Source organism: Hymenobacter metallilatus (assembly GCF_003944705.1).
GTDB lineage: Bacteria > Bacteroidota > Bacteroidia > Cytophagales > Hymenobacteraceae > Hymenobacter > Hymenobacter metallilatus.
Map to the genome: position 1 here is coordinate 239,718 of NZ_RWIS01000007.1, position 23,417 is coordinate 263,134.

Genomic DNA, 23,417 nt, shown 5'->3' on the forward strand with positions numbered 1-23,417 from the left:
GTGTCTACCAGTTACTTACTCCCATGAATCTGTTCGTAGACCCAAATAGTAAGCGGGGGCACACTATCCGGAAAGAGCTGGACAATGCGTTGCTGGAGCGGATAAGCGTGTATGAAGACGGTTTGCTGGTACGGGAAAATCCAGACCTGCCAGCGCGTCGTTTTGCGTGGCGAAACCTGACGGCGGCTTTTGGCTACAAAGTAGACGTTTATACCACCGACGAAATCTGTCTTGACCTGTTTTGGGCAGATGCGCCGCGCCTGACGCTTTCCGAGTCGACGCCGCAGTGGCTTGCTGTGCTGACGGAGCTGCAGAAGCAAGTGCCGACAGTGCCTCCCAGCTGGTACGCGGATATTTCCGTTCCGGCTTTCGAAACGAAGCTGACCCTCTTATTCGAAAAAGATGGCCTGAGTCTTCCGGAAGCCGAGCTGCTATACTACGCTAGCAAGGGTTAGGCTACTGCCGAGCCCGGCCGCCCATAAAACCGATTCGCCAGATACGCCAGTATCACCAAGCCCAGGCCCACGGCACACACGCCGGGCCACTGGAAATGGTCCCAGGCAAGGCCGCCGAGGAAGGAGCCGGCGGAGGCCCCGATGAAGCAGGCCGTCATATACACAGTGTTGAGGCGGCTGCGGGCTTCGGGACGGAGGCTGAAAATGCGCGTCTGGTTGGAAATATGCGTCATCTGCTGGCCCACATCCAGCACCACCACCCCGGCAATGAGCCCAATTAGGTAGGTGCCGCCGAAGCCCAGCAGCACGTAAGCCCCCAGAAACAGCAGAATCCCCAGGTTCAGGGCGTAGTCGGCCCCTTTGCGGTCGGCCGATTTGCCGGCGAAGGAAGCGGCAAAGGCTCCGCTGGCCCCAATAAGGCCGAACAGGCCCGCCACCTCGGCCCCATAGCGGTAAGCGGGGCTTTCCAGGAAGAACACCAGCGTGGTCCAGAAGGCGCTGAAGCCCCCAAACATGCAGGCCCCCACCAGGGCCGAGCGGCGCAGCACCGGCAGCTCCCGCACCAGCGTGCCCAGGGAGCGGAGCAGGCTGCCGTAGCTACCTACAAACTGGGTCTGGTTGTGCGGTAGCCTGCGGGCCAGCACGGCGGTGAGCAGCACCATGAGGCCTGCACCCACCCAATACATAGTGCGCCACCCAAAATGGGCCCCCACGTATCCGCTCACCGTGCGGGAAAGGAGCACGCCAATCAGCAAGCCGCTCATCACTTTGCCCACCACTTGTCCCCGCTGCTCATCCGAGGCCAGAGACGCCGCCATGGGAATAAGCAGCTGCGGCACCGCCGAAAACAGCCCAATCAGCAGGCTAGCTGCGGCCAGCAAGGCGAAAGAGGGCGCAATGGCTGCCCCTGCCATGCACACGGCCGAACACAGCAGCAGCCCTAGCGTCAGGCTTTTTCGTTCCCGTTTGTCGCCCAGAGGTACTACCAGCAGCAGGCCCAGCGTGTAGCCCACCTGCGTAATAGTAGCTACCAGACTGGCCCGGCTTTCCGACAGCCCAAACGTGCGCCCGATTTCGGCCAGCAGTGGCTGGTTGTAATAGATATTGGCTACTACCAGCCCGCAGGTCAGGGCCATCAGCCACACCAGGCCGGGAGCCATTCGGGTAGCTGGGGCCGGGGCTAGGGGGCGTGTTTCGAGCTCAACAGCAGATTCTCTCATGAAAAGCAAAAACCGCCGTACGGAGCGTGCGGCGGTGCGTGGGTGAGCAGCCAAAACCACTAAATGCACCGGAAGGTTGCGGCTGGCCCACAGATTGCCCTGGCCGGACGTGTTGGGTAGCGTGATAATGTAGTGTGCTAATGCAGTAAGGAGCGTAATGCTGAGCGTAGCCAGAGGTGGAGTCGAAGCCGAATCATTCTGCCGGCGTAATGACTGTCATGCTGAGCTTGTCGAAGCGTTTTTACCGGGAGTATGTATTTAGCATTGCAACAAAGCGGTAAAGATGCTTCGACTACGGCTGCGCACCCTGGCTTGAGGCGCCACATGCTCAGCAGAACGTTCTTTTATACCCTCGCGCCCTTATGCCCTCACACCCTCCAACCCTCATACTCCGGATTACCCCAGTAGCTGCCGTTTGTACATACCGGGGGTGATGCCTTCGTATTGCTTAAACAGCTTCTGGAAATACGCGGTGTTGTTGAAGCCGGCCCGAAAACATACGTCGGCTACCTTGGAAAGCGGGTTGCGGAGCATACGTTTGGCTTCCTGCAGGCGCTCCTGAATGATAAACTCCACCGGGGTGAGGCCCAGTTCCCGCTTAAATACCCGGAAAAAGGTGGCTTTGCTCATGCAGGCCAGCTCGGCTAGCTTTTCCACGGTAATCTGCTCGGTAAGGTGCTGCTTGATGTACTGCACCACCGCCGCGAACCGGTGGGAGGTGGCGTGCTGCTGGTAGTTGTGGAACAGCAGCTGCCGGGCCTGGGTCTGCATCAGGCGCACCAGCATTTCCTGAATGGTGAAGCCCGCCAGCACATCTTTCACCCGGCCGGTGTCGCGGGAGAGCTGCACGAGGCGCTCCAGGGCACTGGTTAGCTCGGGCGTGTTCTGGAAGTGGGCGTGGTCCTGCATATCCAGCTGCCAGGGCAGGGAGGCTTCGGCCCTGGGGTACTCCTCGTTGAGTAAATCCACCGTTTGCCGGATAGTATCGGTGGGAATGGCCACGGCCAAGCATTGGGTGGGGTGCTGCTCATTGGCTTCCGGAAAGTCAATCACCATGGTTTCGTTTTCACCCACCACCACCGATTCGCCGGGCAGATACTCGAAGGCCGCCCGCCCTGGCAGGTGCATCACCTTTTTGCCCTGTAACATGGTAGTAAGTACCACGTGGCCCATGTTGAGCGGTACCTGGTGAGCCGTGCGGTGCGTTTCAAACACGTTCAGCTCAAAGGCTTCCAGTGTGTACACCGTACGGTTCTCAACCAGGGTGGTGAGCTGCTCGGGCTGGCGCAACGCAACGGGAGAAGGTAGGCAAGGCATACGCGGGAACAATACAGGATGACCGCAAAACAGATGTGACTGCCCGGATGAGCGCCGGGGGAAAGCTAGAAACTGTTCAGGTAGCAGTCAATAGCCTGGTAGTAAGTGCAACCAACGGCGGAAGCCATTAGTTGCTGAAAGTAGTAAGTGAGTACTTACAAGTTGCGACAATACATGTAATTTATTGCGACGATAGTAGACCTGATTTGGTAAGGCCGGGGCCTAGCTTGCCGCATCCACCAACCCCAACTCTACTACGAAATGGAAACCCTGGAAAAACCCACCACACTCGTCGACCGACCCAAGTTTAAGTCACACTACGACAACTTTATTGGGGGCAAGTGGGTGCCACCAGTTAAAGGCCAGTACTTCGAGAATATTTCACCCATTGATGGGCAGGCATTTACCAAGGTAGCGCGCAGCTCAAAGGAGGACATTGAACTGGCCCTGGACGCCGCCCACGAAGCCTTCAAAACCTGGGGCAAAACCTCGGCCACGGAGCGCAGCAATATCCTCAACAAGGTGGCTAACCTCATCGAGGAAAACCTGCCCCACCTGGCCGCCGTGGAATGCGTGGAAAACGGCAAGCCCATCCGGGAAACCACCCTGGCCGACCTGCCGCTGGTGGTAGACCACTTCCGCTACTTCGCCAGCGTAATCCGGGCTGAGGAAGGCAACGTGACGGAACTGAACGCCACCACCGTATCCATGAACATCAACGAGCCCCTGGGCGTGGTAGGGCAGATTATTCCCTGGAACTTCCCGCTGCTGATGGCTACCTGGAAGCTGGCCCCGGCCCTGGCCGCCGGCTGCTGCGTGGTGATGAAGCCCGCCGAGCAAACGCCCGCCTCCATTATGGTGCTGATGGAGCTGCTGCAAGACGTCCTACCGGCCGGGGTGGTGAACGTGGTAAACGGCTTCGGGCTGGAAGCCGGCAAGCCGCTGGCCTCGTCGCCGCGCATTCAGAAGGCCTCCTTCACCGGCGAAACCACCACGGGCCGCCTGATTATGCAGTACGCCGCCGAAAACCTGATTCCAGTGACGATGGAGCTGGGCGGTAAGTCGCCGAATATCTTCTTCAAAAGCGTGATGGACGCCGACGACGACTTCCTCGATAAAGCTGTGGAAGGCGCCGTGATGTTTGCCTTGAACCAGGGCGAAATCTGCACCTGTCCCTCGCGTATGCTCATTCAGGAGGATATCTACGACGAGTTTATCGAGCGGGTGATTCAGCGCGTGAAGGCCATTAAGCTGGGCAACCCGCTGGATATGGAAACCATGATGGGGGCCCAGGCCAGCAACGACCAGTTCGAGAAAATCCTGAGCTACCTGGAAATTGGCAAGGCCGAAGGAGCGGAGGTGCTCTGCGGCGGCGACGCCTACCAGCAGGAGGACGGGGCCCTGGCCGAGGGCTACTACATCCAGCCCACCATGTTCCGGGGCCACAACAAGATGCGCATCTTCCAGGAGGAAATCTTCGGGCCGGTAGTATCGGTAACCACCTTCAAAACGGTGGAGGAAGCCATAGCCATTGCCAACGACACGCTTTACGGCCTGGGGGCCGGCGTATGGACCCGCGACGCCCACGAGCTGTACGAAGTGCCCCGCGCCATTCAGGCCGGCCGCGTGTGGGTAAACTGCTACCACGACTACCCCGCCGGCGCGCCCTTCGGGGGCTATAAAGCCTCCGGTTTCGGCCGCGAAAATCACAAGATGATGCTGGCCCACTACCGCCAGAACAAAAATATGCTCATCAGCTACAGCCAGCAGAAACTGGGCTTCTTTTAAATCTTAGACTGGTAATTATCTGTCATCCTGAGCACAGCGAAGGACCTTGCCACACGAGAACATTTCGCCGTTACGGCAGTCGTTCAAATGCAATAAGGTCCTTCGCTGTGCTCAGGATGACAGTTTTTTTAGTTTCATCACTCCACTCATGCCTACCGAACCCACTCCGCGCGTACTGGTAACGCCCGCCGCCGAAGCTACCATCGACCTGCTGCGCGAGGAGCACGGGCCGCTGATGTTCCACCAGAGCGGCGGCTGCTGCGACGGTTCCTCGCCCATGTGTTTCGCCAAGGGCGAGTTCCGGGTGGGCACCAACGATGTGTGGCTGGGCCAGATTCATGGCTGCGACTTTTTCATGAGCGCCTCGCAGTTTGCGTATTGGAAACACACGCAGCTTACTGTGGATGTAGTGAAGGGCCGCGGAGCCAGCTTCTCGCTGGAAATCCCGCTGGGCGTCCGGTTTCTGATTCGCTCCCGGCTGTTCACCGAGGAGGAAGAGCAGAATATGGCCCCGGTGTATGATGGCGAGCAATATCTGACCAGGCAGCCTGGCTAAGCTGATGCAGAAAGTATGACAACAAAAAGCCCCCACAGTCTACGCTGCGGGGGCTTTTTGCTCTAACGTAATGTCAAGCGAATCGTCTGCAAAATCCGTGTAATCCGCTGAGCATTTATGTAATCAGTGGTCCTAATTAGCCACTTTCACGGGCAGGCCTTCGAGCTGCACGTAGCTAAGCTTCCAGGCGTTTTTCTTGTTTTTCTTCCAGAGCAGAATGAAGTTGCCTTCCCCTTCGCCGCGGGGTTGGCCGGGGCCTTCGGGCTCTACGTCGGTAGAGAAGGTGCCCGCTTCGTAAGCGGTGTTGGCATCGGTGCCGGTGGAAGTCGTGTAGGTTTTCAGATTAGAAATGGTGCCGAGTGTGGCTCGTACCCACTTATCCGATACTTCGGACTTACCGTTGAAGCGCGTGGCGCCTTGGGCATATTGCACATCGTCGGCCAGCAAGGTGTCTAGCTGCGCGGTATTTTTTGCGTTCCAGGCCCCAATAAACTGTTGGTTGAGGCTTTGCACGTTTACAGCGGCGGCATCTTCGGCCTTGGGCGCGGAGCAGGAGGCCAGCAGCGTGCCGGCCAGCAGAAAACCAAAAATGGGTTTCATGGGAACAGAGGTTAGGTGAGGGCTGAACGGGAGAGAAGCAAGGGGAACAGAAAGCCCAGGCCCGGGGGCCTGGGCTTTGAAGCTAACGAAGGAAACCGGATTACCAGCTCTTACGACGAACTTCCGAAGTCGGGTAAGCGGCGTCGCGGGCCCCGTAAGCCGTGTTGGGCAGGTATGCCGAGCTCATAGCCAACGCGGTAGGAGCAGCACCGGGAGCCGAGAAGCTGCTCATCATGGCCGGGGTGGTAGCAGCAGGGGCGGCGGCCACGGCAGCGGCACGGGCAGCGGCCTGGCTACGGCCCTGGGCAATACCCTGGCGGTAAGCAGCGGCGCGGCGGGCCTCAGCGCGACGGGCGGCGGCTACGCGGGCAGCTTCGGCGCGGCGCTTGTTATCGGCGTTGCGGCCAATGCTGTACCCAATGGCACCACCGGCTACACCACCCACGGCCCCACCTACTACGCGGTTTTTCTTGTTGATAAGGGCACCAGCGGCAGCGCCACCCAGACCGCCAATGATGGCGCCTTTGGCACTGGAGCTAACCTTGCGGTCCTGCGCAAAGCTGCTGGCAATGGTGGTAAAGAACATAACCAGGGCGAGAAGCAAACTTACCTTTTTCATGTCGAGAGAAATTTAGGTTCAACGGGCCGGTTGTGTTGTGACCCTGAATGTGGTTTTGCAAGCACCATGCCAATACGGCCAGAATCGGCTGCGGGTTTACCGCAAAAAAGCTAGGGCCAGGTGGCGTTGCAGAAGCAAACTGCTTTATTCAAAACCGGCTTTAAATGACTATTAGAGCCGGTTTTGCGTACTGGCCAGCATGCAGGAGAAAATACTCTTTAAGGTGCTGAAAAGTTTTTCGCTGACGGGGCTGGGAGTCTTGTTGCTACCCGCTAATCCGGTTCCGGAACTGCAACGCTTCGCCCTGCACACCGCGCTGAAAGTACAGTTACGTTTCCCCGGCGGCCATCAGATTTCCGTTGTAGCCAGCGTGGAAGAAATATCCCGCCCACACGAGCCGGAAACCCGGGTACTGTTACTCGCTCAGCAAGGACCTGAACCCATTCCGCTGGGCACTGCGGTGTGGTGGACTGGACAGGAAGCCGGTTGGGAGGATTTACTTTAACGGAGCCAGCCCCCGGCCCGCAGCCAGTTGCGCAGCCGATCCATCCACGCATCGGGGGTAGTAGGGTTAGGCATACCGAAGCCGTGGCCGCCATTAGGGTACAGGTGCATTTCCACGGGCACGCGGTGGTGCAGGCAGGCCTCGTAGAAGCGCAGACTGTTCTGCACTTTCACTACCTCGTCGTCCTGAGCGTGCACCAAGAAAACGGGCGGCGTCCGGGCCGTTACCTGCTCATCGGCGGAGTAGAGGCGGATTTGCGCGGGCGTAGGATGCTCGCCCAGCAGGTTGGTGCGGGAGCCCAGGTGCGCTAGGCTATCAGAGAAGCTGATAACCGGGTAGAGCAGCATCAGAAAATCGGGGGCGGCGGAAGTGGCGCTGGACGTACTGGCCGGGTTGCCCGGCACCACGCGGTGGATAGTGCCGGCCGTTGCGGCCAGGTGCCCGCCCGCCGAAAAGCCCATCAGCCCGATACGGGCGGGGTTTAGGCCGTACTTCTGGCTGCGCTGCCGCACCACCCGCACGGCCTGTTGGGCATCGAGCAGCGGGGCGGTGGATTTGTCCAGCTGGCTGGCGGCATCGGGCAGGCGGTATTTCAGCACAAAGGCCGTAATACCCCATTCCGCCAGGTGGCGGGCCACATCGTAGCCCTCGTGGTCCATAGCCAGACGGGTGTAGCCGCCACCGGGGCAGATGATGATGGCCGTGCCGTTGGGCTGCGTGGGCCGGAAAACGGTGAGCGTGGGCTGGACGACCTGAGAAATACGGATGCTGCCATTCGGCTGCTTCTCCACCACCTCCTGCACCTGGCTGGGTCGGGAGTTAGGCACCGGGCCGGGGTACAGCGGCCATTCCGGGGATGTTTGGGCCTGAAGCCCCGCGGAAGAAAGTCCCATACACAAGAGCAGGAAAAGCAGCTTTTTCATGACATGCCACGCCGCCCCACAATGCATACGGGCCGACAGCGGTGAAGATAGGCAGTGGGCTTTACCCTGTTGCTTTTTAAACCAAGTAACAACACTTGTTTGTCATCCTGAGCGGAGCGAAGGACCTTATCACGCCAGAACGAGTCGTTGACACAATTATCGTTCACACGTGGTAAGGTCCTTCGCTCCGCTCAGGATGACGAGCCCGTATCTTTCCCCCGCTTTTGATTAAGCGGCGGCCAGGCAAGTGGCGGCTTTTTTGAGGGTGGCGGAGGTGCTCCAGGTGTGGAACTGCTGCTGCACCGTCTCGGGAGCAATGCGGCGGGCGCGGGTCAGCAAATCCACATAGGCTTCGATGAGCTTGCGCGTGTTGCGCAGGGGGACTGCGGGCAGCAGGGGCAGCAGGGCTTCCAGCAACTGGCGTAGGGCATCATCGGTGGGGCCGCTTATGGCGCGGGCGGCGCTTAGGGCCTCGGCCAGCCGCAGCACCGGCACAAACTCGGCGGCCAGCAGGCGGCCCAGGGTGCGGCCCAGGGCCTCGGGCACCAGCCGTTGGTGCCCGATGGCGGCCAGCACCACTTCCAATGCCAGGGCACGGGTGGTGGGGGCGGCGTGCGTGAGGCTCAGGGCCAGCAGCAGGGTAGCCACTTCCGTAAATACCGGCCCGGGACCCAGCAAACTGGTGAGGACGGCCTGCAATGCCTGCTGACCGGTGACCTCCTTATCAACGGTGCGGGCCGCCGTTTGTACCACGTGCCAGAGCAGGGTGTCGGGGTGGTTGGGCAGCAGGGTGAGCAGGAACGGCAGCGCGCTTGTGAGGGGCCACAGGGCGCACTCGTGCTGACGCTCAGGGGCCGCATGCAGAGAGTAGAGTAGAAACCCAGAAGGCAGGGAGCGGGCCGGCGTGGTGGCCTGCACGCTGAGTTCAGTCCAGGTGTTGGTGATGGTGGGCTGCGCTTTGTTCCAGGTCTGGGAGTAGGTGTGCGACTTCGGCGTGAGCTTCCAGGTAGGCTGCCAGGGCTGGGCCAAACCGGGGTAGGTGCCCAGGGCCTGCAAGGCGGGTAGCTCGGCCTGGGGCTGGCGGGTGCGGGCGGCTATGGCCCACAGCCAGGGCAAAGCATCCGTCAGGGCCGGGGCGGACCCCGACGCCGGCCGCCGCAGAAACGGAATTAGCTGGCTCAGCCGCTCGGTCAGGCGTTTTTCCTGGGGCGGACGGGTGAAGGCGGGCAAGGCCCAGTTGGTGGGCTCGGGGCCCAGAAAGGCGGTGAGCAACGGGCGCAGCTCGGGGTGGCGGAACAGCGGGAGCAGCCGGCGGGCCTCGGCCACATCGGTGGGGGCGGCTACGGCCGTGCGGGCCAGGGCCAGGGTGAGGTCGGCGGCATTGGGTTCCTGGCCGGCTTCCTCGTAATCGAGCAAACGGCGCAGTAGCACCGAGGGGGCCACCCAGTGCGGGGCGTGGCTGGGCGTGCTCAGCAACGGCAGCGGCCGGCCCTGCTGCAACGCGGCTTCGGCGGCGGCCAGGCGTTGCTGTTCTAGGTGCAGCAGCGGGTCGGGGCGGCTGTAGGTGTGGGGCCGCAGCGGCACCTGCGCCACCAGCAGGCGCGGAAAGCCCAGGTACCAGCTAACCAGCAGCGCCAGCACCAGCTCGGGCCGGCCGTTGTGGCTGTCGTTGAACGAGTAATTAAGCAACGCCGCCCGGGTTTCCTCTTCCGATTTTCCTTTCAGCTGCCACCGCAGGGCCTGCACCAGGTAGGGGTGCAGCTGCCGGGCGTAGTCGGCCGGGTACTGGCCGTGCATGCGCAGCAGCCCCTCCACCCAGCGCTCCACTGCGGCCGGCTCGTGCTGCTGCAGCACCTGGCCCGTCAGAAACAGCAGCTCGTGCCAGTCGCGCACCGGCTCCAGAGCCGTAGCCGGCGAAATATCGGGGACGAAGCCGGAGTGGGGCGCGTAGTGGTCGGCGGCCGAAGGGGCTTCGGGAGCGGGCAGGTAGGGGGCGAGAAGCTGGCGGGCCGGGGGCGTCAGCAGCTCGGCGTAGAGGCAGAGGTTGGCGGTGAGGTCGGCGGCTTCGGCGGCCGACAGCAAAGGGCGGCGGGCCCCCAGCACGGTATGCAGCAGGCGGGCGGCGCGTTCCTGCACGGCCGCGTCGGCGTTGGCCAGGGCGGTAGTGCTGAGCGTAGCCAGGGCCGGGGCCAGGGCTGGAGTACGGCGCAGCAGCTTTTCCAGGCCCCCGAACAAAGTGCGCAATCCGGCGCGCACATCCTGGCGGGTGAGCAGGCCCTCAGCGTAGAGCAGCAGCGGGTCAGCGGCGAAATTGGGGTGCTGCCACAGGTCCTTGAGCTGCTCCAGGGCGAAGTTCACCACCAGCGGCAGCGGGTGCGCCAGCAAATCCACCAGCTCGGTTTGCCGGGCCAGGCGTTCCTCCGGTGTGGGGCGCAGGGCCAGAAACAGCATGCGGAACCAGGTGAGCAGCGGGCGGCGGAAGTCGCGGCGTAGGGCCTGCAGGCAGCGGTTGAGCAACTCGGGCCGGGCCAAGTGGCCCTGCTCGGTGAGGTTGCGGAACACGTCCAGCCAACGCAGCTGCTGGGGCGGGTGCAGCTCCTGCCAGTCGTGCCAACTGTGGGCCTGCACCAGCCGCCGCCAGCCCGCGGGCATGGGCGGCTGCACCTGGGCCTGGAAGCCATCCACGGCCGTATCGAAGTCGAATACCAGCGGCAGGTCGCGGGTCAGCAGCGTGGGGTCGGCGGCGAGGCGGGCGGTTACCACGGCTAGGGCGTCGGCCGGAATAGGGTCCTGCTGGCTGAGCTCAGTTGCCCACTCGCTCAGGAGGGCCGGCACGGCTCCGGCAAACAGCCGGGGCTCGTAGGCCAGCAGCTGCCGGTGCTCAAGCTCGCGCAGCAGCTGGTAGGCCGGGCGACTCCAGGCGTTGCGGTCGGCCCACTGCCGGAAAAAGTCGCCCAGCCAGTCGGGGCGGGTGTGCTCCACCACGGCCCAAAAGTGGGGCAGCTGCTCGGGGAGCAGGCTCCAGAACTGGAAGCCGGGACTCAGCGCTTCCTTGCGTGAGTACGTGCGCAGACCGGCCAGGCGCAGCATAAACAGCTGTTCATCGGTGCCGGTCCGGCCCCAATTGCCGTTGGGCTGCTGCCGGAAATCCTCCAGTTCCCGGCGCAACTGCCGGGTACGCTGGCGCACGGCCACCACGTCGGTTTTGGGCAGCTGCAGCAGAAATTCCACCAGTGCGGGCGTGGTTTGGTGGCGGATAATGGACTCGAACGACTCAACAGCGGAAGCAGACATGGGGGAAGGGCTGAAAAAAGGCGGAGAAAACGACAGGAAAGGCGAATGGCAGGGCACAGGCGGGTCGGGCGGCCCACGGCAGGCGCCTTGACAGGCCCCCGGTGGGTCGAAACTCAACTATCCAAAAAAGGAGAGGGAAAGTGCTACCCCGCTCCGGCGGCGCAGTCGTGCGGGCCGGTTGGCGGCGGGCTGATGCCGGAACAAAACGCGGCAACGGCTGCGGACGATAACCGGTCGGACGGGCTGCGCCCGGCGGACCGGCAGCGGGACCGGCTAGGCGCTGGGCTGCTTCACGAAGCGCAACTGGGCGGCCAGTACGTGCTTGCAGGGGCCGCGCTGGCCCTGGTGGCCGCTGTACCAGGGGCAGGTGCAGCGGGCCGGCTCGGGGCCGCCCACCAGCACGGTGTACCATACGCCGGTGCCGCGCACCCGGGCCTCGGTGCGGCCCTCGGGGCCGATGCTGACCAACTGCACGTCCTCGGCCGCGGCCAGAAGGGCGCGGGCGTTTTTCAGGCGCGGGTTCAAACTCAGAATGCGCTGGGTTTTAAAGGGCAGGCGGCGGTAGAAATACTGGTTTTCGAGCAGGTCGAAGCCCAGTAGGCCCATGGCCGAGAGGCTGGCGCAGAGGCGGTCCACGGTGTCGGGGGCGAGGCCGTGCTCCAGGGCAAACAGGGTGGGGTTGAAGGTTTCGTTGCCCCGGAACAGGGCGTTGGCCCCGGCCACCCACTCGGCGGGCAGCTCCTCGGCCAGGGTTTCCAGCTGGTTGCCCTCGCCCGAAAACCCACGCCACGCATCCGCCGACAACGCCAGCACAAACTGCTGCCCGCCGCCCAACTCCAGCACGAAGGCCGCGGCCTGCCCGCTGGGGGCGGCGTACACGCGCAGGGTTTTGCACAGTGGCAGCAGGCCTTCCAGCAGCCGCAGCCGGTGCACGCCCCCCACCCGCACCGCGCCGGGGCTGGCTACGGCCGCAAAACCGGGCCGCGGCCCCCGCAGCACCAGAAACATATCCTGCCGGACGGCCCCGGCGGGCAGGCTCTGCACCAGCTGCACGGCCTGCAGGCGGGTGAGGCGCAATGTTTCCTCCATCTGGGCCAGGTAGGCCTGCACGGTGGTCAGGCCTTTAATCCAGCGCTCCGGCAGGGCCACTTTGCGTTCCGTCACGCGCCCTGCGGCCCGCTCCAGTACCACCTCCTGCTCGCCCACCGACAGCAGCACCGACTCGGTGCGCGAAATGCGGGCCAGCGCATTCACCATCGGCTCATTAAAATCGACGTTGGTGGTGCCGCTGCACAGAAACTCGCCGTCCAGGGCCTCGGGGCCCAGGTCGAGGCGGGCGTACACGCCATTGCACGACGAAAACGCCTCGAACCGCAGCTGCCCGGCCCCGGCCGTCACAATGGGGTCGCGCAGCACGGCGCTCTGGGGCACGAAGCGGGCGGCTACCACTTTAGCCAGCGTGCTCAGGCCCCGGGCCGCCAGCCAGGAGTCGCGCAAACGGCCGCGGAAAAAGCAGGCCGTACCGGCCGCATCAGCAGCGTTTTCCGCAAAGGCCGATAACAGCAGGGCCTGGCCCTCGGGCCCCGCCTCCAGGGCCGAAGGCCGGGCGTAGGCATATGCAAAATCAGTCATAGCAATGGCAGTTGATTACGATGCCAAGTAAACGAATGATTTTGGCAAATACTAATATAGTTAGTAGAAGTTGGTGTGCTTGGCTGATGTAATTGGCTAAAAAAATTAGTTCCACATACAGTATGAACGAGGGAGTGTAAAACGGCTTGGCGAAGTAGCCGGTGAAATGGTGTCCCGGTTGCTATAATTGACATGAGATGCTTTCGTTCCTTGTTATTTGCAATTACTTAACAGTGAAACACATTTTAGTATTGACCGGTACGTTCTATTACCTATTCAGCACATTCTACGTCCGGCATAACGCATTGTACTTAAGTTATGAATAAGCTGTTGGGGATAACTTGGGGACTACTGGCTGCCTGTACTGCGCGTCAGGAAAACGAGCTGCCGCAACTGCCAGAACCAGCCAAGACACCGTTGATTTTTAAGAAGCTATCCGGTAGGGAAAATGATGCGGCAGTAAATGACTTGTTATCTATCGGGAAAGACACGCTGATAGCCGTGAAACATGGCGGTGGCTTAGCTCTAACCATTGATGCCGGCGGGCATTGGCAGCACCTGCACGACGAAGAACACACAGTTGATTTCGTGGATTTCAACAGCCTGACAATCGACCAGCAGGGCGTATTGTGGGGTTTGGACAGATGGGCCGGTATGCACGAGGCAGATTATGCCCGGCTGGCGCTATCCCCTGATTTAGGGAAAACGTGGCTCTGGCATGATTTCAATCCTGAAACGTTCTTCCCCTATTCATTCTACTCGCAGCCAGGCCAGCCGCTACAGATAGTTACCAATGGCGGAACAGTGTACCAATTGCAGGACCAAATTGGTAGCTCCTGGCGGCCGAAGCAGTATCTGTCGGAGCTTGACAATACGGTGAATGATACCACTTCGGATGACTCTTACTTTGCGCAACACCAATTCAAATTTCTGAAGGCGGGGCAACTGTTCAGGCGCACGCACACTAGCTGGGAACTAGTGGGGATAACTACCTTCATTAATGAGGTAGAGGATGTGTGCGCCTGCAATGGCCGCATCTATTTCACTAGCCGAGGCAGCGCCTACGGTGACTCGCCGGATTACCTATTAACTGCCAATGGCCCGTACCAGCCCGCTGATACCCTCCGGCTCCAACGCAAACTGGACCAGGTCCGGTTGCGGTGCGACGGGCGCGGGCGGCTATGGCTGTTCAATTACCGGGGAATCTGGCAGAAGGTCGGGTCCACATTTCAACAGCGGTATTGAAGGTAAGAAAGCAAAGCTGGAAAGAGTATAACTGTCGCCATAGAGTTGGCCAAAAAAGCCCCGGCAGCGAGGGGCTGCCGGGGCTTTTTACTTGCTAAAAATACTAAGCTGAGAATTAGAGCTAAAGACTAGTTTCCCTCCTTGGAAAATGTCGCGCATCAAGCGAGTGTGGGCTAGGGGTGGTTGATATCCGTTGAACAGTTTTTAGAACTAACTCTAGCATCGTTCCAACGCAAGGTCAACCACCCCTAGCCCACACTCGCTTGATGCGCGACATTTTCCAAGGAGGGGAACTAGCCTAGATATTATGCCGGTTGCGGGGCGGCGGAATGGTCACCTTCACCAGGACCTTCTTCTTGAGGGCCGCCGTGCTCTTCGTCGGGCTTGTAGTTGGCTTCCAACTCGGCCAGCTTCTCCTTGCCGTAGGCGAAGCGGGTGATGAGCACGTAGAGCACCGGCACGATGAAGATGGCCAGCAGCGTGGCCGACAGCATCCCGCCCAGTACCGTCCAGCCGATGGTCTGGCGGCTTTGGGCGCCCGCCCCGGAGGCAAATACCAGCGGCAGCACGCCCAGGATGAAGGCTAGCGAGGTCATGACGATGGGGCGCAGGCGGAGGCGCACGGCTTCCAGAGTAGCATCAACCAGCGGCATGCCTTTATCCACGCGCTCCTTGGCAAACTCGATGATCAGAATGGCGTTCTTGGCCGACAGGCCAATCAGGGTAATCAGACCAATCTGGGCGTACACGTTGTTGGTGAGCTTGGGCAGGAAAATCAGGGCCAGAATAGCCCCGAACGCGCCCAGCGGCACGGCCAGCAGCACCGAGAACGGCACCGACCAGCTTTCGTAGAGGGCAGCCAGGAACAGGAACACAAACGTGAGCGACAACGCGAAGATGTACACCGTTTGCCCGCCGGCCAGCTGCTCCTCGCGGCTCAGGCCCGAAAACTCGTAGCCGAAGCCGGCCGGCAGCGCCTGGGCGGCCGTTTCCTTCAGGGCGTTGATGGCGTCGCCGGAGCTGTAGCCGGGGGCGGCATTGCCGTTGATTTCGGCCGAGCGGAACAGGTTGTAGTGCGAAATCAGCGGGGCCGATTCGGTGCGCTGATAGGTGGTGAGGGCGCTTAGAGGCACCATGCCGCCCTGGGAGTTGCGCACGTAGTACTGGCCCAAGTTGCGAATGTCGCCGCGGTACATGCTGTCGGCTTGGGTCACGACGCGGAAGTTGCGGCCATACACCGTGAAGTCGTTCACGTAGGCCGAGCCCAAGTAGGTGCGCAGCGCGGTGCCGATATCGGAGATGGACACGCCCAGCTTCTTGGCTTTCTCCCGGTCGATGGTGAGCTGGTAGCCGGGGGTGTTGGCGGTGAAGAAGGAGAACGGGGCGGCAATTTCGGGCCGCTTGCGCAGGGCCCCGAGGAAGTTTTGGAGCTGAGCGTCGAAGTTCTTGATGTCGCCGCCGGCCTCGCGTTCCTGGAGCACAAACGAGAAGCCGCCGGTGTTGCCCAGGCCCGGAATGGCCGGGGGCGAAATCACCACCACGTTGGCTTCCTTCAGGCGGCTCAGGCGCTGCTGAATGGTGGCAATTAGCCCCTGCAGCTGCACTTCCTTGTCCTTGCGCTCCTCCCAGGGCTGCAGCTGGCAAAACACCGTGCCGCTGTTGGATTTGGAGGAGAAGTTTACCGCGTTGAGGCCGCCCAGACCGGCGTAGTGCCGGATGCCTTTAATCTGACCCAGCTCCTTCATGATTTCCTTGAGCGTACTCACGGTGCGCTCCGTAGATGAAGCCTCGGGCAGGTTAAAGGTCACGATAATGCGGCCTTCGTCTTCGGTGGGGATAAAGCCACCGGGCTTCTTGGCAAACAGCAGCCCGGTGCCGGCAATAATGCACACCAGAATCACCACCACGAAGCGGCTGTGCTTGATGCCGCGCTGCACGCCGGCCCCGTACTTGCTGGTTACCTTCTCAAACCACGTATTGAACTTATAGAAGAACCGGTCAAGCCCCTTCGAATTATCATCACGCTTGTGGGGCCTGAGCAGCAGCACGCACAACGCCGGCGTAAGCGAGAGGGCCACAAAAGCCGAGATAATCACCGAAATGGCAATGGTGATGGCAAACTGCTGGTACAGCCGCCCCGTGATGCCGGGGATGAAGCCCACCGGCACGAAGACCGCCGCCAGAATGAGGGCAATGGCAATAACTGGGGCCGAAATTTCGCGCATGGCGGCCAGCGTGGCCTCCAGGGGGGAGAGGCCACGCTCGTTCATGTTGTGCTCCACGGCTTCCACCACCACAATGGCGTCATCCACCACAATCCCGATGGCCAGCACGAAGCCGAACATGGTGAGCGTGTTGATGGTGAAGCCCAGCGGAATGAACATAATGAACGTGCCGATGATGGACACCGGAATGGCCAGCACCGGAATCAGCGTGGAGCGCCAGCTCTGCAGAAACAGAAACACCACGAGTATTACCAGCACCAGGGCTTCTACCAGCGTGTGCAGCACTTCCTCAATGGACACCTTCACCACCGAGGCGGCTTCAAACGGCACCACGTATTCCAGGTCGGCGGGGAACTGCTTTTTCAGCTGCTCCATGGTGGTGTTCACGTTTTCGAAGGTTTCGAGGGCGTTGGCGCCGGGGGCCTGGTACACCAGCAGGTAGGCGGCCCGCTTGCCGTCCACGAACGAGTTGTTGGCGTAGTTGAACTTGCCCAGCTCCAGCCGGGCCACGTCCTTGAGATACACCACCGAGCCGTCCTGGGGCCGGGTTTTGACGATGACGTTGCCAAACTCCTCGGTGTTGGTCAGGCGGCCCTTCACGAACACGATGTACTCGAAGGTCTGGCCCGTTTGGGCCGGGGGCGCGCCAATGGAGCCGGCCGCAATCTGGGCGTTCTGCTCCTGAATGGCGGCCGTTACTTCCTGGGCCGTTACGCCGAGTTGGCTGAGCTTATCGGGCTTGAGCCACACGCGCATCGAGAAGTCGTCGGCGCGGCTCACGATGTCGCCTACGCCTTTGGTGCGCAGCAGCGCGTCCTTCACGAATACGTTGGCGTAGTTGTCGAGGAAGGTAGTGTTGTGGGTGCCTTTGGGGGCGTACAGCGCCACCAGCATAAGAATGCTGGGGTTGCGCTTGCGCACAATCAGACCCAGGCGCTGCACCTCCTGGGGCAGGGTGGGCTGGGCAATGCTCACGCGGTTCTGCACGTCGAGGGCGGCAATGTTGATGTCGGTGCCTACCTCGAAGTTCACCGTCATGCTCATCTGCCCGTTGCTGGTGCTGTTGCTTTGCAGGTAAGTCATGCCGGGCGTACCGTTCACCTGCACCTCCACGGGCGTGGCCACGGTCTGCTCCACCGTCTGGGCGTCGGCCCCGGTGTAGGTGCCGCTCACCGATACCGTGGGCGGGGTAATTTCCGGGTACTGCCCCACGGGCAAATTCAGGATGGCCAGCACGCCCACCAGCACAATCACCAGGGAGGTGACAATGGCCGTGACGGGACGCCGGATAAAGGTTTCTGCAATCATAGCGGTGGACCTCACCCCCGGCCCCCTCTCCTCGGGGAGAGGGGGAGCCTGACGATTGGCGGGGGCTGGTTGCGTCAGATGGATAGTTTGAACTTGATGGGCAGGAATGGCCATTGCCAGCCTTGCGGCTGCGTGCTACAAAGCCGAGAAGCAACGGCCAGCGAGTACTCGTTGAACGCCCCCCTCTTCTGAAGAGAGGGGCCCGGGGGAGGTTACCTGGCACCGGCGGCAGGGGCCCCGGCCGTAGCGGGGGCTTCGGTGGTGATTTTGCCCCCGTCGCGGAGGCGGTTCAGGCCCTCGGTTACCACTTTATCGCCCTCCTTGATGCCGTTCATGATGACAATCTGGTCGCGGAGGCGGGGGCCGAGCTGCACCTTGCGCTGGGTGGCCTTGCTACTGTCGCCGGCCACAAACACGAAGTTTTCGCCCATCTGCTCCACCACGGCCTTAAACGGCACCACCAGCCGGCGGCCCGACTGCCGGTTGAGCACGTTGAGCACGGTGCTCATGCCATCCTTCAGCTCCCGCTGCGGGTTGGCAAACTGCACCCGGATGGTCACGGTAGCCGTCTGCTGGTCTACGCCCCGGTCGATGGCCAGCATACGGCCGGGCTGGGGGTAGCGCGTGCCGTCGGGCAGCACAAGACGGAAGGTGGAGTCGGGGCGGCCGCCGCTCTGGCGCTGCAAGTCGGCAAAGCGACTCAGGTCGGCATCCGGAATTACGAAGTCTACGCCCATGGGGTCCTCGGCGCTGAGCGTGTTGAGCAGGGTGGTGCCGGGGCTGACCTGTGCCCCCAGCCGCACCTGCGAAATGCCGATGCGGCCCGTAAACGGCGCGTTGATGAGGGAGTAGTCGAGGTCGGTGCGGGCCAGGGCCACCTGGGCCCGGGCCTCAGCCACCTGGGCCTGGGCGGTGGCGTAGCTGGTGGCGGCGTTGTCCACAATCTGCCGGGCAATGGCATCCTGCTGAGCCAGGCGCTGGTAGCGGTCCAGGTTTACTTTGGCATTTTGCACGGTGGCCTGGGTGCTGCGCAGGCCGGCCAGCGCCTGCTGGTAAGCGGCTTCAAACTTGCGGCGGTCCACCTCATACAAGGGCTGCCCCTTCCGTACTACGTCGCCATCCTTGAAGTAAATGCGGGTGATGAAGCCGGCTACCTGGCTGCGCAGCTCCACCTGGTTGATTGCCACCACAGTGGCGGGGTACTCATCGTAGTACACGGCGTCGGTGGTGCGGGCGGCAACCAGCGTTACGGGCGTGGCCGGGGGCGGCCCGGCGGCTTTTTCGTCTTCTTTCTTGCCGCAGCTGGCCAGGGCCAGCAGGCCGGCGGCCAAGGCGAGGGGGCGGAGGAGGGTATCGTGCATATCGGAAAGCAGGAGGGGCAGAGAGGAGGGTGATGTGTGTTTCAGAACGTCATGCTGAGCGAAGCCGAAGCATCTCTACCGCTTCGTTCTGGCGGGGCGCCCACGGGACCCCTCCGGGGCCAGCCCCCTCTCCGAAAAAGGAGAGGGGGAGCCGGACGATTGGGGTTAGTCAGCGGTTGAGATGCTTCGACTACGCCTCTGGCTTCGCTCAGCATGACAGATACTTAATACTCCGTGGGAAGTTCACCGCGGGCCCGCAGCAGGTCTACTTTACTGCTTAGCAGCTGAAACAGGGCGGTGTAGTAATTGAGCTGGGAAGTGCGGAGGGTCGTCTGGGCTACAATGAGGTCGATGTAAGCTCGAATGCCTTCCCGGTACTGCAGGTTGATGACGTTATACACCTCCTTGGACGCTTCCAGATTGCGCTTTCCCAGTAGGTACTGGGTATAGAGGCCCTTATAGTTAGCCAGTGCTGTCGCATATTCCGTGTTGATCTGGTTGCGGGTGTTGGTGATGTCCTCGTCGAGGCGGGTAGTTTGCAGGCGGGCCCGGCGCACGTTCTGCAGGCGCCGGAAGCCGGTGAAAATGGGCAGACCCAGCTGCAGCCCCGCGTACGAATTGGGAAAGCGCGTGCGGTACAGCTCGCTGGCCGAGTTGTTCTGAAACACCGAGTTGTAGTTGGCAAAGGCCGACAACGACGGCAGAAACCCGAAGCGGTAGTAGTCCACCGTCAGGCTCTGCAAGGATTTCTCGGTTTGCAGCTGCTGTAGCTCAATGCGGTTGCCAATGTTCAGGGCGGCAGCCGTATCGGCGGAGGCTTCCAGCTCCAGCTGCAGCGTATCGTACTGCACGGTCAGCCGGCGCTCGGGCGGCAACCCCATCAGCTGCTTCAGGTAGGCCAGCCGCGACTTAATGGCTTCCTGTGCCTGCTTACGACCGGCCAGCGAGTTGTTCAGCGACACCTCGGCCTGCAGGTATTCGGTTTTGTCGGCCAGGCCGGTGTCGTAGCGGGCCCGGGCGTCGCGGTAGTTGCGCTGGAGGCGGGCAATATCCTGGCTGAACACCTCCAGCTGGCGCTGGGCCAGCAGCACGTCGTAGAAGCTCTTGCTTACGTCCGATACGGTAGCAATCCGCACGTTCACCGTGTTCTGCTCGGCGGCCTGGTTGTTGAATCGCTTGCTACGGGCGGCCAGCAGCACGTCGTTGTTGTAAATGGCCTGGGTTCCGCTCAGGCCCACCGTAGTAACATTGCGCACCCCAATCTGCCGGGGCGTGAGCGTACCGGTGGCGGGGTCGGGGAAGATGGTGAAGGGCAGCTGAAAATAGTGCTGGGCCGTTCCCTGCAACCCTACCTGCGGTAGCCAGCCAGCCAGCGCAATCTGGTTGGTAGAACGGGTAATTTCCTGGTCGATGCGAGCCTGCCGAACCAATGGTTGGTTTACCAGAGCCACATTCAGGCACTGTTGAAGGGAGAGGGCCGTATCGGCGGGCAGTACGGGCGCAGTAGGCTGGGCCGTGGCCCAGGCAGGGGCCAGCCACAGCAAGCCCAGCAGCAGCCGAAGCGTCTGGTGTACGTGTTTCATTGGAAAGGAAAGCGGCTAACCCCCGGCGTATGGGGGCGGCGGGCGGGGAACCCATTGGAGGCGGAAAGAGCGGCTGCCCCGATAGACGCTGGAAACTGGGAAAGGCTGCCCGCGTCTCAGAGCCCGAAACCAAGCCGGATAAGCGTCCGGTCTGCTTCGGCAGAAGGATGGAAGCTGGATAAACTGCCCAGGCACTGAAAGGTTTCGTCTGCTCTGTTTCACGCAGTAGCCCAAACGGTCAAGTTTGCGGTTGGAGCGTACATCCGGCGCACGGGCTACGGCCCACTACTCCAGCTCCGTCACGGTTACCAGCACGTCGGTGTTGCGGCCGTGGTCGTCGGCGCAGGAGATTTTGAGTGGACCCGGCTTCGGCCGGAAAAATACCCGCTCGGTAGCCCTGGCGGTGCGCAGAAACTGGTCGTTCACGTACCAGTGCACTTGGCGCACCTCGTTGTCGGTGGTGCAGCTGAGCAGGAGCTGCTGCTGCTCGCGGGCGTTGAGCACGTACTCAGTGTTGGCAGTGGGGGAGGTGATGGTGGGGGCCAGCTCCCGGCCGCCGCGCACCCGCTGGCACTGCGGATTGTGGGGCGGCAGGCGGCGGTACGGCAGGCCTTGGGCCTCTTTGTAGGCCGCCACTTCCGGCAGCAGGTTGGGGTACAGCTCCCGCCGGAATCCAGCCGCCGGCGCGCAGGCCCGGCAGTAGGTGTAGCTGCCATCTCCCGACACGAGCACCTCCCGCACGTGCTGGCACCGTTGCCCGGTGCTTACGTTGGGCAGGAAGTAGTCGATTACCTGGTTCGGGCAGTTCTCGCCCGGCACCCGCCCGCTTTCGGCGCACACCAGCCGGAAATCCAGCGCCGCGGGCGGTACAAACCAGTCGTTGGGGGCATTGTAAGCCAGGGCATTGAACAGGTCGAACAGCAAAGGCGTGGCCACGTCGGCCCCGGTGAGGGCGGGGCTGCCCTGCCCGCTGAAATTGCCCACCCACACGCCGATGGTGTATTGGCGGTTGTAGCCGATGCTCCAGGCGTCGCGGCGGCCGTAGCTGGTGCCGGTTTTCCAGGCCACCTTCGGCAGGCGCATACTGCTGGCGGCTCCCAGCGGCAGATCGGGCCGGGTAAGCTGGCTGAGGATGTCGGTTACGAGAAAGGCAGCGGATTCAGAGAGGAGCGCCTCACCCCCCGACGCCCTCTCCTGCAAAGAAGGGGAGCCTGACGATTCCGAACCGCGCCGCCGTGGCTCTCCCTCCCTGAACGAGAGGGGGCCGGGGGGCGAGGCCAACCGCAGCGGTGCGTACCGTCCCCCATTCGCCAGCGTCACATATACGCCCGTCAGCTCTTCCAGACTCGCCCCGCAGCCGCCCAGGATGCTGCTTAGGCCCAGCTGCGCCCGGTTGCGCTTCACGTTCTGAAAACCGGCCTGCTGGAGTTTTTCGGTGAAGGCGGGTACGCCCAACTGGTTGAGCACGCGCACGGCCGGAATGTTGAGCGAGTAGGCCAAGGCGCGCTCCAGCGTCACCTCGCCGTTGCAGCGCTTGTCGAAGTTCTCGGGGCGGTAGCCCTGGAAGTTGGTAGGCACGTCGGGCAGCAGCAGCTTGGGCGTCACGAGGCCCCGGTCCAGGGCCAGGGCATAGAGAAACGGCTTGAGTGTGCTGCCCGGCGAGCGGACAGCCACCACGCCGTCGTTCTGGCCCTGGCCCGCGAAGTCGCGGAAATCAGCCGAGCCCACGTAAGCTTCCACCTGCCGGGTGCGGTTGTTCACCACCAGCACGGCCGCCTGCGAAATGCCCAGCTCGCGCAGGCGGCGCACATAGCCCCGGGTGAGGTCTTCGGCCTTGCTTTGCTTGCTGCGCTGCAGACTGCTGCGGATGATGGCTTGGTGCGGAAACTGCCGTACCAGCCGCCGCGCCAGGTGCGGGGCCAGCGTAGGCGCGGGGTGGCGCTGCACGTCCAGGGGCTCCAGCAGGGCATCGGCCACGTCCTGGGCCGGGAACAGCCCCGCCGCCCCGAAGCGCCGCAGCCACCGGTTCCGCTCCCGCAGCACGGCCGCGTTGTTGCGGCCCAGCACCAGTCCCCGCGGACGGTTCGGAATGATGGCCAGCGTCACCGTCTGGGCCAGGGAGAGGTAGTCGGGCGTTTGCTGGAAATAGAGCAGCGCGGCCGATTTTACGCCTTCCACGTTGCCGCCGTAGGGCACCAGGTTCAGGTAGAGCTGCAGAATCTCGTCCTTGCTGTAATGGGCCTCCAATTGCGTGGCGCGCAGCATTTCCAGCAGCTTGTTGAGGAGGGTGCGCTCCTTGGGCTCTAGCAGCCGGGCCACCTGCATGGTGATGGTGCTGGCCCCGGTGGTGCGGCCCCGGCCAGACAGGTTGCGGCCGGCTGCCTGCACCAGTGCCAGCGGGTTTACCCCGTAGTGCCACCGAAACCACCGGTCTTCCTTTTCCAGTATGGCCTTGCGCAGCACCGGCGTAATCTCGCGCAGCTCCGTCTTCATCCGCCACTTCTGGGTGGGGTTGAGGTAAGCGTGCAGCACGGTGCCGTCCTGGGCCAGTACAATGGGCGAATACAGCGGCGCGGGCGGCAGCGGGAATAGCCGGTCAAGGCTCCACAGCAACAGTGCTACTACCCCGATACCCGTGAAAAGCCGAATGGCAGAGCGCCGCTTCATATGGGCAAATATAGGGGCGGACTCAGGCAGGCGAGAAGTGGAGAGAATGAAAATTATTCTAAACTATATGTGTAAATAAATCAGGTATTTATTGTCAATACGGCAAATATTCAACCGGT

General features: G+C 62.1%; 16 protein-coding genes. 5 read left to right on the forward strand and 11 right to left on the reverse strand.

Translation table 11 applies throughout. The features are described 5' to 3' along the window. Positions 1 to 23 precede the first annotated feature (23 nt). On the forward strand, positions 24 to 455 hold the full coding sequence (locus EI290_RS12455; RefSeq protein WP_125430633.1) for a hypothetical protein: 432 nt from the start codon (positions 24 to 26) through the stop codon (positions 453 to 455). Here the strand turns inward: EI290_RS12455 and EI290_RS12460 are convergent. Next, complete coding sequence (locus EI290_RS12460; protein WP_246008940.1) at positions 452 to 1,675, reverse strand: MFS transporter; 1,224 nt, start codon at positions 1,673 to 1,675, stop codon at positions 452 to 454. The two genes, EI290_RS12455 and EI290_RS12460, sit on opposite strands and share 4 nt — an antisense overlap. A gap of 396 nt (positions 1,676 to 2,071) precedes the next feature. Further along, the gene (locus EI290_RS12465) at positions 2,072 to 2,992 is read right to left on the reverse strand and encodes an AraC family transcriptional regulator (RefSeq protein WP_125430636.1); all 921 of its coding nucleotides are present in this window, start codon (positions 2,990 to 2,992) and stop codon (positions 2,072 to 2,074) included. A 261-nt stretch (positions 2,993 to 3,253) separates the two neighbouring features. On the opposite strand from EI290_RS12465, the gene EI290_RS12470 reads away from it, so the two are divergent. Both EI290_RS12470 and EI290_RS12475 read left to right on the forward strand, forming a co-directional pair. Further along, complete coding sequence (locus tag EI290_RS12470; RefSeq protein ID WP_125430639.1) at positions 3,254 to 4,780, forward strand: aldehyde dehydrogenase family protein; 1,527 nt, start codon at positions 3,254 to 3,256, stop codon at positions 4,778 to 4,780. Positions 4,781 to 4,928: 148 nt separating this feature from the next. Beyond that, positions 4,929 to 5,336, forward strand: coding sequence for a DUF779 domain-containing protein (locus EI290_RS12475; RefSeq protein WP_125430642.1), 408 nt, complete (start codon positions 4,929 to 4,931; stop codon positions 5,334 to 5,336). A gap of 132 nt (positions 5,337 to 5,468) precedes the next feature. On the opposite strand, the gene EI290_RS12480 is transcribed toward EI290_RS12475, so the two are convergent. Together EI290_RS12480 and EI290_RS12485 are read right to left on the reverse strand one after the other, a co-directional pair. Further along, entirely contained in the window at positions 5,469 to 5,936 is a 468-nt protein-coding gene (locus EI290_RS12480; RefSeq protein WP_125430644.1) for a nuclear transport factor 2 family protein, read from the reverse strand. Between the two features lie 100 nt (positions 5,937 to 6,036). Next, positions 6,037 to 6,555, reverse strand: coding sequence for a YMGG-like glycine zipper-containing protein (locus EI290_RS12485; RefSeq protein ID WP_125430647.1), 519 nt, complete (start codon positions 6,553 to 6,555; stop codon positions 6,037 to 6,039). A gap of 199 nt (positions 6,556 to 6,754) precedes the next feature. On the opposite strand from EI290_RS12485, the gene EI290_RS12490 reads away from it, so the two are divergent. Further along, positions 6,755 to 7,060, forward strand: a complete 306-nt coding sequence (locus tag EI290_RS12490; RefSeq protein ID WP_125430650.1) for a hypothetical protein — start codon at positions 6,755 to 6,757, stop codon at positions 7,058 to 7,060. Here EI290_RS12490 and EI290_RS12495 read toward each other — a convergent pair. The 3 genes from EI290_RS12495 to EI290_RS12505 form a co-directional block, all read right to left on the reverse strand. Beyond that, a complete protein-coding gene (locus EI290_RS12495; protein WP_221766258.1) occupies positions 7,057 to 7,953 on the reverse strand; it encodes an alpha/beta hydrolase in 897 nt (298 codons plus the stop codon). The genes EI290_RS12490 and EI290_RS12495 overlap by 4 nt on opposite strands. 258 nt (positions 7,954 to 8,211) lie before the next feature. Continuing rightward, complete coding sequence (locus EI290_RS12500) at positions 8,212 to 11,277, reverse strand: DUF6493 family protein (protein WP_125430656.1); 3,066 nt, start codon at positions 11,275 to 11,277, stop codon at positions 8,212 to 8,214. Between the two features lie 273 nt (positions 11,278 to 11,550). Next, positions 11,551 to 12,909 carry an SWIM zinc finger family protein gene (locus EI290_RS12505; protein WP_125430659.1) on the reverse strand — a complete coding sequence of 453 codons (1,359 nt, stop codon included), beginning with the start codon at positions 12,907 to 12,909 and terminating at the stop codon, positions 11,551 to 11,553. Between the two features lie 318 nt (positions 12,910 to 13,227). Between EI290_RS12505 and EI290_RS12510 the strand changes: the two genes are divergently transcribed. Next, the gene (locus EI290_RS12510; protein ID WP_125430662.1) at positions 13,228 to 14,154 is read left to right on the forward strand and encodes a WD40/YVTN/BNR-like repeat-containing protein; all 927 of its coding nucleotides are present in this window, start codon (positions 13,228 to 13,230) and stop codon (positions 14,152 to 14,154) included. A gap of 305 nt (positions 14,155 to 14,459) precedes the next feature. Here EI290_RS12510 and EI290_RS12515 read toward each other — a convergent pair whose 3' ends face one another. The 4 genes from EI290_RS12515 to pbpC all read right to left on the reverse strand — a co-directional run bounded on the left by EI290_RS12515 (position 14,460) and on the right by pbpC (position 23,298). After that, on the reverse strand, positions 14,460 to 17,687 hold the full coding sequence (locus EI290_RS12515; protein WP_125430665.1) for an efflux RND transporter permease subunit: 3,228 nt from the start codon (positions 17,685 to 17,687) through the stop codon (positions 14,460 to 14,462). A 212-nt stretch (positions 17,688 to 17,899) separates the two neighbouring features. Continuing rightward, positions 17,900 to 19,048, reverse strand: coding sequence for an efflux RND transporter periplasmic adaptor subunit (locus EI290_RS12520; RefSeq protein ID WP_125430668.1), 1,149 nt, complete (start codon positions 19,046 to 19,048; stop codon positions 17,900 to 17,902). 224 nt (positions 19,049 to 19,272) lie between these two features. Further along, the gene (locus tag EI290_RS12525) at positions 19,273 to 20,631 is read right to left on the reverse strand and encodes a TolC family protein (protein ID WP_125430671.1); all 1,359 of its coding nucleotides are present in this window, start codon (positions 20,629 to 20,631) and stop codon (positions 19,273 to 19,275) included. A gap of 285 nt (positions 20,632 to 20,916) precedes the next feature. Next, complete coding sequence (gene pbpC / locus EI290_RS12530) at positions 20,917 to 23,298, reverse strand: penicillin-binding protein 1C (RefSeq protein WP_125430674.1); 2,382 nt, start codon at positions 23,296 to 23,298, stop codon at positions 20,917 to 20,919. Positions 23,299 to 23,417 lie beyond the last annotated feature (119 nt).